Genomic DNA, 11,837 nt, shown 5'->3' with positions numbered 1-11,837 from the left:
ACGCCGCCCGTGCGCCCCAGCCGGCGAGCGGAGTTCCCTGAATCTAAACGCTCGCGCTGACCCGCGTCCGAAAGATGTCGGCTGGACGCCTATTCGGCGCTATTCGGCGGACGGCCGCCGTCGTTGCTGCTTCGTCGCTGCCCGCTGTTCCTTTGCGGCGAGGCGTCGACGGTTCGAGCCGCGGGTGGGTTTGGTCGCCCGGCGGCGGGCGGCCTCGGGGGCAAGGCCCTCTGCCACGAGGCCGGCGAGCTTGGCCAGGGCGATCTCGCGGTTGCGCAGCTGGGAGCGCTGCTCGGCGGCGGTCACGGTGATCACACCGCCGATGAGGCGCCGTTCAAGGCGGGTGGCCAGTATCAGCCGTTGACCATCCGAGAGCGCCGTCGAGGCCGCGACGTTCCACGAGAGTTCGACGCGGCTGTCCGAGGTGTTGACGTGCTGGCCGCCTGGCCCGGACGAGCGCGAGAACCGCCAGCGGAGTTCCGACGCGGGAATGGTGAGCGCGGCCGACACCTCCAGATCCATGCAACCAGCGTTACACGGATTCCTGTCCTTGACGCATCTCCGGCCTTCCGCATATCCTGAACGAACGGTCGGTAATTATTTATCCGAAATCATTAGGAGCAACCATGGCATCGCAGACCCTGCAGTCAGTGCCCGCCGAGCCATCGCAGGCACGGCATGAACTGAGCCCCGAGGACGCGGCCCGGCTCGACGCCGAGGGCCAGGCATACTTCGACAAGGTCATGGCGGAAGATTCCCGGATCGAGCCGCGTGACTGGATGCCCCCGGCCTACCGCAAGACGCTCCTGCGCCAGATCTCTCAGCACGCGCACTCGGAGATCATCGGCATGCAGCCCGAAGCCAACTGGATCTCCCGCGCCCCGAGCCTGAAGCGTAAGGCCATCCTCATGGCCAAGGTCCAGGACGAGGCCGGCCACGGCCTCTACCTGTATTCCGCTGCTGAAACCCTCGGCCAGCCGCGCGATCAGATGATGCAGGACCTGATGGACGGCAAGGCCAAGTACTCCTCCATCTTCAACTACCCCGCCCGCACCTGGGCCGACATGGGTGCCATCGGATGGATGGTCGACGGCGCCGCGATCGCCAACCAGGTGCCGCTCTGCCGCGCCTCCTTCGGCCCCTACGGCAGGGCCATGGTGCGGGTCTGCAAGGAAGAGTCCTTCCACCAGCGCCAGGGCTTCGAGATCCTGCTGGAACTCTCCAACGGCACCCCCGAGCAGAAGCAGATGGCACAGGAAGCGGTCAACCGCTGGTACGCCCCCGCCCTGATGATGTTCGGCCCGCCGGATGACGATTCGCCCAACTCCAAGCAGTCCATGGCCTGGAACATCAAGCGGTTCAGCAATGACGAGCTCCGCAACCGGTTTGTCGGCATGATGATGGAGCAGGTCAAGGTCCTCGGCCTGACGCTTCCGGACAAGGACATCCGGTTCAACGAGGAAACCAGGAAGTGGGAGCACGGGCCGCTGGACTGGGATGAATTCCATGAAGTCCTGGCCGGCCGCGGCCCCTGCAACGCCCAGCGCCTGGAACGGCGCCGCGAGGCACACCAGAACGGCGCCTGGGTGCGCGAAGCCGCCGCCGCCTACGCGGAAAAGCAGGCAAAGAAGCAAGCAGAGAAGGAATCCGCAGCATGATCCCCAACGACACCCCAACCTCGCAAGCTCGGCCGGGGACCCCTGTCGCCGTGGCCCCCACCGAACCCCACGCAGGAAACGTCTGGCCCATCTGGGAAGTATTCGTCCGCTCCAGCCGCGGCCTGTCCCACGTCCACGCAGGATCCCTGCACGCGCCCGACGCGGCCATGGCCCTGCGCAACGCCCGCGATCTCTACACCCGCCGCAACGAAGGGGTGTCCATTTGGGTGGTCCCGGCCGAGGCCATCGCCTCCAGCGACCCCGATTCCAAGGGTTCCTTCTTTGAATCCCCCCAGGGCAAGGACTACCGCCACGCCACGTACTACACCAAGAGTGAGGGCGTGAAGCACCTGTGAGCACAACACCTGAAACAGCAGAAGAAACCGGCGGTCACGGCGACATCTCCGTCGGCATACCCGGCGCCAGCGGTGACGGCACCGCGAGCGCCACCCGTATCACCCCTGGCAACGCCCTCCGTCCGGAAGACATCGCTCTCGCCGTCAACCGCGGCTCCGCGAAGCCGAGCGAGGACGCTGCCGAGTTCGCCCTGCGCGTGGGTGACGACGCACTGATCCTGGCCCAGCGACTGGGCCACTGGATCTCCCGCGCGCCGGAGCTCGAAGAGGACGTCGCCCTCGGCAACATCGCCCTGGACGAACTGGGCCATGCCCGGTCCTTCCTCAGCTATGCCGGCGGCCTGGACGGGCGCAGCGAAGACGATCTCGCCTACTTCCGCCGCGAGCACGAGTTCCGCTCCGCGGCGCTCTTCGAGCAGCCGAACGGGGACTTCGCCGTCACCATCGCCCGGCAGTTCGTGGTCAGCTACTACCAGTTCGAGCTCTACCGCCGGCTGACGTCCTCCACCGACTCCACCCTGGCCGGCATCGCCGCCAAGGCGGTCAAGGAAGTTGACTACCACCGGGACCACAGTGCCCAGTGGGTGCTGCGCCTGGCCCTCGGCACGGACGAATCGCGCCGGCGCATGATCCACGCGTTCAAAGTCGTCTGGCCCTTCGTCGATGAGCTGTTCCGCGACGACGAACTCACCGGACGCCTCAGCGGAGCCGGCGCCGCGCCCCAGCCGTCGAGCCTGCGCGAGGACTTCGACCGGCTCACCGGCGAGATCCTGGCCGAAGCCGAGCTCGAGGTCCCCAACGTGCAGCCTTCGCCGGGCGGGGGCCGCCGCGGCCTGCACTCCGAACACCTCGGCTACATCCTCGCCGAGATGCAGGTGCTCGCCCGCGAGTACCCCGGAGCCAGCTGGTAGGGACCATGGAAATGTTTGTCTCCGATCCGGAAACCGCTGAGCGCCGCAACGCCGCCAAGGGCAATACTGCCCGGGAGAAGGCCTGGGCGGTCGCTGCCACCGTGTGCGACCCCGAGATCCCGGTCCTCACCATCGCGGACCTCGGCATCCTGCGCGATGTCCAAGTCTCGACGGAACCAAGCACTGACGACGGCGGGATGGTTCCCGCCGTCCAGGTCACCATCACCCCGACGTACTCCGGCTGCCCCGCCATGGACGCCATCCGGGATGACCTCTCGGCGGCATTCCACCGCGCGGGGTACCCGAGTGTCCGGGTCGAGCTTGTCCTCTCGCCGGCCTGGACCACTGACTGGATGAGCGAGGCAGGCAAGGCCAAGCTGGAGCAGTACGGGATCGCCCCGCCGTCGGGCCACTCGGCGGCCACCCGGCACGCCGGCCCGGTCCGGCTCTCGCTGGCCGTCAAGTGTCCCCAGTGCTCATCGCTCAACACCAAAGAACTCACCCGCTTCGGTTCCACTTCCTGCAAGGCCCTCTACGTGTGCCAGGACTGCAAGGAACCGTTCGACTACTTCAAAGTCTTGTAAGGAACAGGTGCCTCCATGAAGGTTGTCCGCCAGACCGCCGCGGAGTCGGCCGCAACTACCGGCCGCCGTCGTGCGTCCTTCCACACCCTGACGGTGGACGAAGTCCGCCGGCTCACCGACGACGCCATCGAGGTGACGTTCGGGGTGCCGGCCGAGCTCGCCGGACAGTTCGACTACCTGCCGGGACAGTACGTCGCGCTGCGCACCACCCTGCCCGACGCCGACGGCCAGCCGCACGAGATCCGCCGCAGCTACTCGATCTGCGCCGAACCGCGCAGTTTCGCGGACGGCAGCAGCGAAATCCGGGTGGCCATCAAGAAGGACCTCGGCGGCCTGTTCTCCACGTGGGCCAATGCCGAACTCAAGGCCGGCGACGTCCTGGACGTCATGAGCCCCATGGGTGCGTTTGTCTCCAAGCACGGCCGCGACGGCAAGTCCGTGGAGCAGAATGTCATGAACTCCATGAACCATCCGGAAGAGTTGGCGGGGGAGCCCGGCTCTTTCGTGGCGATTGCCGCGGGCTCCGGCATCACTCCCGTGATCGCCATTGCCCGCACCCTGCTGGCGGCCCACCCGGAGACCCGCTTTGACCTCGTCTACGCCAACAAGGCGGCCATGGACGTGATGTTCCTGGAAGAACTCGCAGACCTGAAGGACAGGTACCCGGCCCGGCTGGCGCTGCACCACGTGCTGTCGCGTGAACAGCGGATCGCGCCGCTGCTCAGCGGCAGGATCGACGCCGAGAAGCTGCAGGCGCTGCTGGGCACCGCGATCCACGCCGACGACGTCGACGAATGGTTCCTCTGCGGCCCGTTTGAACTCGTCCAGCTCTGCCGGGACACCCTCGCCGCGCGCGGCGTCGCCCCGGAGCATGTCCGCTTCGAACTGTTCACCTCGGGCAAGCCGGAGCGCCCCGAGGGCAACATTGGCCGGCCCGTGGTCACGGACGAATCCAAGGAGACCTATAAGATCACGTTCAAGCTGGACGGGCTGCAGGGCGAGGTGGCCAGCCCCACGCACGCCCGCGAATCCATCCTCAACGCCGCCCTCCGGGTCCGCCCCGATGTGCCGTTCGCCTGCGCCGGCGGCGTCTGCGGCACCTGCCGGGCCAAGGTGGTCAGCGGCAACGTCACCATGGACGAGAACTACGCTCTGGAACAGGACGAGCTGGACAAGGGCTACGTCCTGACCTGCCAGTCCCACCCCACCACCCCGGAAGTCACGGTCGACTTCGACGTCTAGGTTTTTTCGACGTCCAGGCCTTTTCGAATCCAAGGAGCCCCATGATTTCCCTCTCCATCGCTCGCGGCGTCGCCGAGGTCGTACTCGACGCCCCGCATAAGCTGAATTCCCTCGACGAGCAGGCGCTCGCGGATTTGTCCGGGGCGTACGATCGCGCCGCCGACGCCGCCGCACGCGGCGAGGTCCGGGCGCTGCTGCTCCGCGGCGAGGGCCGGGCCTTTTGCGCCGGCCGTGACATTGCCGGCGTTACACCGGAGGGCGATGACGCGCAGGCCTACCTGGGCGGCCTCGTCCAGCCGCTGCTGAAGAAAATGAGCGCCTTCCCCGCGCCCACGTTCGCCGCGGCCCAGGGCGCCTGCCTCGGCGTGGGGCTGGGCCTGCTGCTGGCCACGGATGTGGTCTACGTGGCGGAGAATGCCAAGGTCGGCTCGCCGTTCGCCAAGCTCGGCGCCACCCTCGATTCGGGCGGGCACTGGTATTTCACCGAGCGCCTCGGCATGCACCGGACCCTGGACCTGATCTACACCGCCGAGCTCATGAGCGGCGCCGACGCCGTGGCGCAGGGCCTGTTCAGCCGGGCCATGCCCGCGGCGGATCTGCTGGAGAACACCCGCGCCATCGTGGCCGGCGTTGCCACCGGCGCCACGGGTGCGTTCCGGGCCAGCAAGGAGCTTGTGGCGCACATCCGGGACCAGCGGCTGGGGCTGTGGGAGGCCATGGAGGAGGAAAACGCAGAACAGGCGCGGCTGTGCAAGAGCGAGGACTACGCCGAGGGTTTCCGCGCGTTCCAGGAGAAGCGCAGCCCGGCTTTCAAGGGTCTTTAGCCTCCTCCCGCGGGGCGGCGATTGCTAGTTGGTTCCATTGATTTGTATGGTTCACCTATGACTTTGGGGAAATCTGTAAGAAAAGCCGTCATTCCTGCTGCCGGATTGGGGACTCGCTTCCTGCCCGCCACTAAGGCAATGCCGAAGGAAATGCTGCCGGTGGTTGACCAGCCGGCCATCCAGTATGTGGTGGAGGAGGCCGTCAAGGCGGGCCTGACCGATCTGCTGATGATTACCGGCCGGCAGAAACGGGCGCTGGAGGACCACTTTGACCGCGCCCCGGCCCTGGAACGGACGCTGGAGCTCAAGGGCGATCTGGACCGCCTGGCGGCTGTACAGCACGCCTCCAACCTGGGACCGGTGCACTACGTCCGCCAGGGCGATCCCAAGGGGTTGGGCCACGCGGTCCTGTGTGCCCGCCAGCATGTGGGGGACGAGCCCTTTGCCGTCCTGTTGGGCGATGACCTTATTGACGAGCGCGACGAGCTCCTCAGCACCATGATCGAGGTCCAGGCGAGGACCGGTGGTTCGGTGGTCGCCCTGATCGAAGTGGATCCGTCCCAGATCAGCGCCTATGGCTGCGCGGACATCTCCGCGGTGGAGGGCGAGGACTACTTCCGGGTGAATCGCCTCGTGGAAAAGCCTGCGGTGGAGGATGCTCCGTCCAACCTTGCCGTGATCGGGCGGTATGTGCTCCATCCTGAGGTTTTTGACGTCCTGGAGGAAACGGAGCCGGGCCGCGGCGGCGAGATCCAGCTGACGGATGCCCTCCAGACCCTGGCCGTATCCGACTGCGAGGGTGGGGGCGTTTACGGTGTGGTGTTCCGTGGGCGCCGTTATGACACGGGGGACAAACTCAGCTACCTCAAGGCGGTTATTTCGATCGCCTCGGAGCGGGTGGAGTTCGGTGAAGAGCTGCAGTCCTGGCTGAAGGAATTCGTCAACTAGGCGGCAACTTTAGACGTAAGACTTCGGCAGGTCCGGCGCTGGGATGCGCCGGGCCTGTTGTTGTTTTATGGCCCTCAGCGCAGTGGCGGCAACCAGGGTGCCTGCAACGCAGCCCGCGGTGTTGGTTATAACGTCAAGCGGGCTCGCAAAGCGGCTGCTGAGGAATAGTAACTGGCCGAGTTCCATGCAGGCGGAGGCCAGCAGTCCCAGGGCTGCGTTTTGCCACCATTTCCGGCCGGGAAAGGCCAAGGTGGCCGCGATTCCCACGGGGATAAAAAGGACCACGTTGGCGGAGGCCTCTATGAACGCGTAGTTAATCCAGCCGGGAAAGCCCAGGGCATGGAGCATGAATAGAACGCCGGCAAGTTCGCCCTGGACGGGCCGGTCCACCGGGCTGGGCCAAAAGCCGATAATCGCCAGTAGGATGAATGCCCCGCCGAGGACCCCTTGCCAGAGTCGGGGCCGTCCCAGCGCCCTCACAGTGGCCCTAGGAGGTCTTTAGGACGGCCAAAGCCGCCGTTCCCAGGGCGGCCGCGGCCAGGAGCGTCAAGAGGATGTAGGGGAGTGCCTGTCTGGTGGGCAGTTTTACCGGGGGGGGTGGGGGGGTAAATGGTTTTCCCGATGAMCCCCACCACCATCCTTAGTGCGTGTTGGCTTGGAGCCTAGGCTGCAACCTCTGCCTTGGCGCGGCGGCGAACCACAACCACGGAGGTAGCGCCGGCTGCCAGTGCGCCTGCGCCCACGAGCGACCACAGAACCAGGCTGGAGCTGGCGCCGGTGTTGGCCAGTTCCGATGAGCTGCTGGTGCCAGTGCCGGTGGTGGTGCCGTTTCCGGCGATCGTGCCGGTGCCGGTACCCGTGGCCGAGCCGACAACCGTCACGCTCGAGGTCACCGTCTTGCCGGAGGTGACGCCGGTGGCGGTGAGGGTGTAGGTACCTGCCTCGCCGATGGCGACGGGGAAGGCAAACTTGCCGTTGGCATCGGCGGTGGTGGAGAACGTCTGGGTGCCCATGGGCAGGTTGATCTTGGCAGGGACAGCCATGCTGGCTGCACCTGCGGAGCCGGCGCCCATGGCCTGCGGCGCGCGGGTGAGGGTTACCGTGATGGTGATCTTTTCACCGGCAAGGAAGCCGGTTCCGGAGAAGGTGAAGGTTTCGCCGGGTGTCACGGTGCCGTCAGAAACGGTCCCGGCGACTTCGGGCGCGGTGTAGTTGTCCGCCACTGCCGGAAGCGCGCCCACGAGAGCGATGGAGCCGGCAAGTGTGATTGCTGCGAGTGATTTTTTCATGTGTCCCCCTGAGACCGTAAGTTCTAATGTCACGCGAAGTGGAGATTTCCGGTCCCTTGATAAGCCGCAGGTTGAAATCTCATTTGATAAGCCCATGCAGACACTAGCACCCAAATCGCCTGTTACCAAAGTGAATCAAGTCGCTTTACATACTGTTTACGCGGCGTCTACTTTGCGGCAGGGCAGTCGGCCAGTTTTGCCGCCAGCACCACGTCTTTGAGAGCCTGAACGGTGGGAGTGACCACCACGGTAGGTTCGGTGTGCTGGACAATCTTGCCGAAGCTGAATTCCACAGTCTTGCTCTGTCCAGGAGCCAACGTGACGGTGACCGTTCCAACCGGCCTGTTGGCATGTTGATTGGCTGCAAAACCAACCTTCTTGCCGTCAACCGTGGCTGTTTCGATGTGCGCCTGGACGGGGCCGTAAGCGATTACGTTGGTCTGGACCGTGCCGGCAGGTACGCCGTATATTCCGTCGCCGGTCACGTATCCCGGCAGCGACTTCGCCGCGTCCGCCGGAGCCGTATTGGTACTGGTGATGCGAACCTTGATTTGCCCATAGTCGTCGCCGGTGCACTCCTGCACCAGCTCCACGGTCCGCTTCACGTAGTAGTCCATTTTGGCGCCGGTGCCGTCGTTGAAGTAGACGCCGAATTGCGCGGGCGAGACGCTGGAACCGGATATTGCACCGCTGAGCGGATATCTGGCGATGACCTCTTGCTCATTGGCCGTGCCGGACCACAGCAATACCCGGCCGTCTTCCGTTCCGCGGCTAATGCCCTTAACCAAGCTCTTGGCATCGCCCTTTCCACTGGAGAGGGCGCCGAATACTTCTTTGGCGACGTCCGCAAAATAGACGTCCTGCAATGCGGGACTCGTTATCTTCGCGTAAACGTCGGAGACCAAAGTCTTCACCAGGTTTTTCGCATTCAGCTCGGTGGGGAGTCCACCGCCGGATGCGGTGATCAGTTCGGGGTTGGTGATCCGAACCGGGCCCGTCGCTGCAAGGATGTAGCTCAACGCCACAGGGTCCACGGAGATAACGCCGTCCACATGCTGGCCGGTCTTCGTCTCCCACATGGCCCGCGCCGTCGCGGCAGCTGTGGGGAAGTCTGGGGTGAGGTTGACGTCCTGCATGTACTCCCCCAGCCGTGCCGAGTAGATTTGAATTTGCTCGGGGTTCACAGGGACAACAGGGGAGAAGACTCCGAGTCCTGAGGCGCTGCCTTGAGTCCCGAGGCTCAACTTGCCGTGATCGAACGTCAAGACCGCTAGGGCCCCCGGAATCCCTCCGGAGGCTCGGGCTTCCGCATTGTTCTGGACCATCAGTAAGTAGTTCCGCTGGCCGTCGGACCCCAACATCCCGGGAGCGATCGCTGCAGCATTGGCCGCGGCATCCAACGCACCGGTTAGGCTTCCCAGCTGCTCCCGGACCCGTGTCAGCGGTTCGGCCACCTGAGGGAGCAAACCGCTAGCGTCGATGCCCTTGAGTCGCTCGGACGAGGCCCGCACCGCGTGAGCGGCGGCCGAAACGCTCGGCGCGGCCTTCCGTATGGGCTCGAGATTTGTCCCGGTGCTGCTCGGCAGCAGGTTGTCCCAATTGAGTGACTCGAATACGTTCACCAGCGGGTCGACGCCCAGTGTGGCCACATCGTCAGCTGATCGTGCGACTTCTGTAATGGCGCTGAAATTTGCTCCGAACCACGGAGCGGCAGAGGCCAAGGACCACAACGGATCTCCTGCTGCCTCGCGTGCTGCCGCCGTGTGTGCGTGAAGCTCAGCAGCCATCGCACCGGCCTCGTGTGGCTTGTATCCGACAATGTTGCCTTTGAGCACAGGGACAAGCTGCGATGCGGCTTCAAGTTCCGTCTTTATGATGGCCGCTCTGGATCCAAGCCATGTCGCCCCAGCAATGGCAACAATACCCACTGCGGCCAGCCACACGGTGGTAATCAACAAACGACGTCGGCGGACACGGCTTGGCGGCTTACGCCTCATCGTTCGAGTTGCTTCAGTGACAGCCATTGACTACGAACGCTCCAGCCGCGTGGCTTCAAGCTCGGCAAAAATTCCTCTATGAACGGCACCGAGGTGGCCGAGGCCGATTACAGATTTACGCATTTTTATTCCTTGCCTTTATAGGGCGTCAACTGGTTGCTTTAGTAAGCGCCCGCGCCACGAAATACCGCGCGAAAGGTCTTGAGTAAGATCATGAGATCACCGGCGAGTGACCAGTTTTCCACGTAATAGAGGTCCAGCCTAACTGAGTCCTGCCACGACAGGTTGGAACGTCCGCTGACCTGCCATAGCCCGGTCAAGCCTGGCTTGACCAGGAGTCTACGACGAACGTCGTGCTCATAGGCTGCCACTTCCGAGGGCAACGGAGGGCGAGGGCCGACCAAGCTCATGGAGCCAGCGAAAATGTTGAACAACTGGGGTAGCTCGTCCAAGCTGAATTTCCTGATGAACTTCCCAATGCGCGTGACCCGTGGATCGTTCTTCATCTTGAAGAGGAGCCCGTTCCCGTCGCTGTGTTGCGCAAGCTCCGACAGGCGCTGTTCGGCATCAACGACCATGGACCGGAACTTCAGCATTTGGAAATGCTCTCCCTCCATGCCAACCCTTTCTTGCTTGAAGAGGGCGGGCCCTTGGCTCTCTATCTTCACTATGACTGCCACGAGCAACATGACGGGGGAGGATACGGTGATTAACAAAGATGACACGAAGATGTCAAACAGACGCTTGGCCACGCTCTGGCCACCATCCAGAGTAGGCGTAGTCACGTGGATCAGAGGAAGCCCCGCGACTTGCTGCGTGTGAATGCGAGGTCCAGCGATGTCGGTTAGTGCAGGAGCCATGATCAGCCCAATATTGCGGGACGCCAGCTCCCAACCTAGGTGTCGCAATATTTGTGGGTGAAGCTGCACTCCTGCTGACACGGCGACAGCATCAGCCTGGCACCTGTCGATGGCCTCCAATATGGAGGCTGTATCAGGTTTGTAGCCCAGTATCGGTAACCCGGATTCAGACTCAACGGGTAGGGCCGGGCGCGAACCAGGAGTGTAAGCCGCAATTGGTTCGTACCCGGCGTGCTTTGCACTGTCCAAGGAAGCAGCAAGGTGAGCCACTGCACTTGGGCCCCCCAGCAGTATCAGACGATTCATGCTTGATCCCCTGAGCCTGTCCACGCTCAGGTGCTGGCGGAGTAACCACCTTGCGAGAAGTAGACCAGTGAGCCCGACAGGGAGCGCAATACCCACATAGCCGCGCGCAGTGTCAATCCGGAAAACGTAGGAAATGATCGCAATCAATCCGAACAGCCACAAAGTTGCAGCCGCTACCCTCCTGTATTCGTCCGCCCCTGAGCCGAGGATCCGGCTATGCCGGCTTTTCCACGCCCCAAGCATCAGCCACCAGGCTATGGCAACAGCTACGGAAAGCCACCCATATGCAAACTCCTGACTCGAAGCTTCGAGACTTGGCTCGATACCGAACCGGATCACGAAGGCCCCAGCGACAGCCCATACAACGACGAACGCGTCTACTACCCGCAATCGGCGAGAGGTTCTAGCTCGCCAATCCGACACTAACATCGACATACATCCCCAGATTCTTCTAACCCCGGCTTGCGGAAAACCCGTAACCACGACACGCCCATAGGCAGTCCGCTCTGAATTCTTCCATGTGCTGGCGATGTCAGACGCCACGGGAAACCGACGCGCCTTCTGACCTTCGGAGACGACACCGCGCCGAGGTTGAAGCAAACCACCCTGACCCCTCCCAAGGCCACGGTAAACGACGACCACCCCGCCTCAACAGGGGTACTTAAGAGGCTCTTCGTGGTTCGTGGGGAGATGATTCCGTGTCGTAGCTAAGAAAGGGGCCCGTGGCCCTGCTGGGATGAGTGTGTCTAGCATTCAACCAGGAACAGGACCACGAGCCTTGACTGAGCCTACCGTTGTGGCGTTCGACGCTGCCACCAGCATCTTCAACCTGCCCGACTACCGCGTCATCTCCGCCACCGTT

The 11,837-nt window shown here is 63.8% G+C and carries 12 protein-coding genes; 7 read left to right on the top strand and 5 right to left on the bottom strand.

What is annotated here, in order from left to right; genetic code table 11:
* Nucleotides 1–99 precede the first annotated feature (99 nt).
* Entirely contained in the window at nucleotides 100–522 is a 423-nt protein-coding gene (gene arfB / locus AC1DN2_RS09740; RefSeq protein ID WP_476850168.1) for an alternative ribosome rescue aminoacyl-tRNA hydrolase ArfB, read from the bottom strand.
* 104 nt (nucleotides 523–626) lie between these two features.
* On the opposite strand from arfB, the gene paaA reads away from it, so the two are divergent.
* From paaA to galU, 7 genes are read left to right on the top strand one after another with little or no spacing between them, the layout of a single operon-like run.
* Nucleotides 627–1,658, top strand: coding sequence for a 1,2-phenylacetyl-CoA epoxidase subunit PaaA (gene paaA / locus AC1DN2_RS09735; RefSeq protein ID WP_476850167.1), 1,032 nt, complete (start codon nucleotides 627–629; stop codon nucleotides 1,656–1,658).
* Nucleotides 1,655–2,014: a 1,2-phenylacetyl-CoA epoxidase subunit PaaB gene (paaB, locus tag AC1DN2_RS09730; protein ID WP_476850166.1), complete on the top strand. Its 360-nt coding sequence runs from the start codon at nucleotides 1,655–1,657 to the stop codon at nucleotides 2,012–2,014. The genes paaA and paaB overlap by 4 nt, the downstream gene beginning before the upstream one ends.
* Nucleotides 2,011–2,925 (top strand): 1,2-phenylacetyl-CoA epoxidase subunit PaaC, encoded by a 915-nt coding sequence (gene paaC / locus AC1DN2_RS09725; protein ID WP_476850165.1) that lies wholly within the window; start codon nucleotides 2,011–2,013, stop codon nucleotides 2,923–2,925. The genes paaB and paaC overlap by 4 nt, the downstream gene beginning before the upstream one ends.
* An 11-nt stretch (nucleotides 2,926–2,936) precedes the next feature.
* On the top strand, nucleotides 2,937–3,509 hold the full coding sequence (paaD, locus tag AC1DN2_RS09720; protein ID WP_476850270.1) for a 1,2-phenylacetyl-CoA epoxidase subunit PaaD: 573 nt from the start codon (nucleotides 2,937–2,939) through the stop codon (nucleotides 3,507–3,509).
* 15 nt (nucleotides 3,510–3,524) lie between these two features.
* Nucleotides 3,525–4,751, top strand: coding sequence for a 1,2-phenylacetyl-CoA epoxidase subunit PaaE (gene paaE, locus AC1DN2_RS09715; RefSeq protein ID WP_476850164.1), 1,227 nt, complete (start codon nucleotides 3,525–3,527; stop codon nucleotides 4,749–4,751).
* 41 nt (nucleotides 4,752–4,792) lie between these two features.
* Nucleotides 4,793–5,575, top strand: coding sequence for an enoyl-CoA hydratase/isomerase family protein (locus tag AC1DN2_RS09710; RefSeq protein ID WP_476850163.1), 783 nt, complete (start codon nucleotides 4,793–4,795; stop codon nucleotides 5,573–5,575).
* A 57-nt stretch (nucleotides 5,576–5,632) separates the two neighbouring features.
* Nucleotides 5,633–6,523, top strand: coding sequence for a UTP--glucose-1-phosphate uridylyltransferase GalU (gene galU, locus AC1DN2_RS09705; RefSeq protein WP_476850162.1), 891 nt, complete (start codon nucleotides 5,633–5,635; stop codon nucleotides 6,521–6,523).
* A gap of 9 nt (nucleotides 6,524–6,532) precedes the next feature.
* Here galU and AC1DN2_RS09700 read toward each other — a convergent pair whose 3' ends face one another.
* The 4 genes from AC1DN2_RS09700 to AC1DN2_RS09685 form a co-directional block, all read right to left on the bottom strand.
* Nucleotides 6,533–7,003 carry a VanZ family protein gene (locus AC1DN2_RS09700; protein ID WP_476850161.1) on the bottom strand — a complete coding sequence of 157 codons (471 nt, stop codon included), beginning with the start codon at nucleotides 7,001–7,003 and terminating at the stop codon, nucleotides 6,533–6,535.
* Between the two features lie 182 nt (nucleotides 7,004–7,185).
* Nucleotides 7,186–7,812 (bottom strand): LPXTG cell wall anchor domain-containing protein, encoded by a 627-nt coding sequence (locus AC1DN2_RS09695; RefSeq protein WP_476850160.1) that lies wholly within the window; start codon nucleotides 7,810–7,812, stop codon nucleotides 7,186–7,188.
* A gap of 167 nt (nucleotides 7,813–7,979) precedes the next feature.
* Nucleotides 7,980–9,767 (bottom strand): DUF4012 domain-containing protein, encoded by a 1,788-nt coding sequence (locus AC1DN2_RS09690; protein ID WP_476850159.1) that lies wholly within the window; start codon nucleotides 9,765–9,767, stop codon nucleotides 7,980–7,982.
* Nucleotides 9,768–9,970: 203 nt separating this feature from the next.
* Nucleotides 9,971–11,404 (bottom strand): sugar transferase, encoded by a 1,434-nt coding sequence (locus tag AC1DN2_RS09685; protein ID WP_476850269.1) that lies wholly within the window; start codon nucleotides 11,402–11,404, stop codon nucleotides 9,971–9,973.
* Nucleotides 11,405–11,837: the final 433 nt, after the last annotated feature.

The sequence above is a fragment of the Arthrobacter sp. 01L42 genome (assembly GCF_056400005.1).
The sequence above is the reverse complement of the archived record's forward strand: the minus strand, read 5'-3'. Positions and strand labels throughout refer to the sequence as shown.

What these genes read in the sequence shown, in the direction of transcription:
- arfB (WP_476850168.1), bottom strand. Translation starts at nt 522, where the DNA reads ATGGATCTGGAGGTGTCGGCCGCGCTCACCATTCCCGCGTCGGAACTC.
- paaA (WP_476850167.1), top strand. Translation starts at nt 627, where the DNA reads ATGGCATCGCAGACCCTGCAGTCAGTGCCCGCCGAGCCATCGCAGGCA.
- paaB (WP_476850166.1), top strand. Translation starts at nt 1,655, where the DNA reads ATGATCCCCAACGACACCCCAACCTCGCAAGCTCGGCCGGGGACCCCT.
- paaD (WP_476850270.1), top strand. Translation starts at nt 2,937, where the DNA reads ATGTTTGTCTCCGATCCGGAAACCGCTGAGCGCCGCAACGCCGCCAAG.
- paaE (WP_476850164.1), top strand. Translation starts at nt 3,525, where the DNA reads ATGAAGGTTGTCCGCCAGACCGCCGCGGAGTCGGCCGCAACTACCGGC.
- AC1DN2_RS09710 (WP_476850163.1), top strand. Translation starts at nt 4,793, where the DNA reads ATGATTTCCCTCTCCATCGCTCGCGGCGTCGCCGAGGTCGTACTCGAC.
- galU (WP_476850162.1), top strand. Translation starts at nt 5,633, where the DNA reads ATGACTTTGGGGAAATCTGTAAGAAAAGCCGTCATTCCTGCTGCCGGA.
- AC1DN2_RS09695 (WP_476850160.1), bottom strand. Translation starts at nt 7,812, where the DNA reads ATGAAAAAATCACTCGCAGCAATCACACTTGCCGGCTCCATCGCTCTC.
- AC1DN2_RS09685 (WP_476850269.1), bottom strand. Translation starts at nt 11,404, where the DNA reads ATGTTAGTGTCGGATTGGCGAGCTAGAACCTCTCGCCGATTGCGGGTA.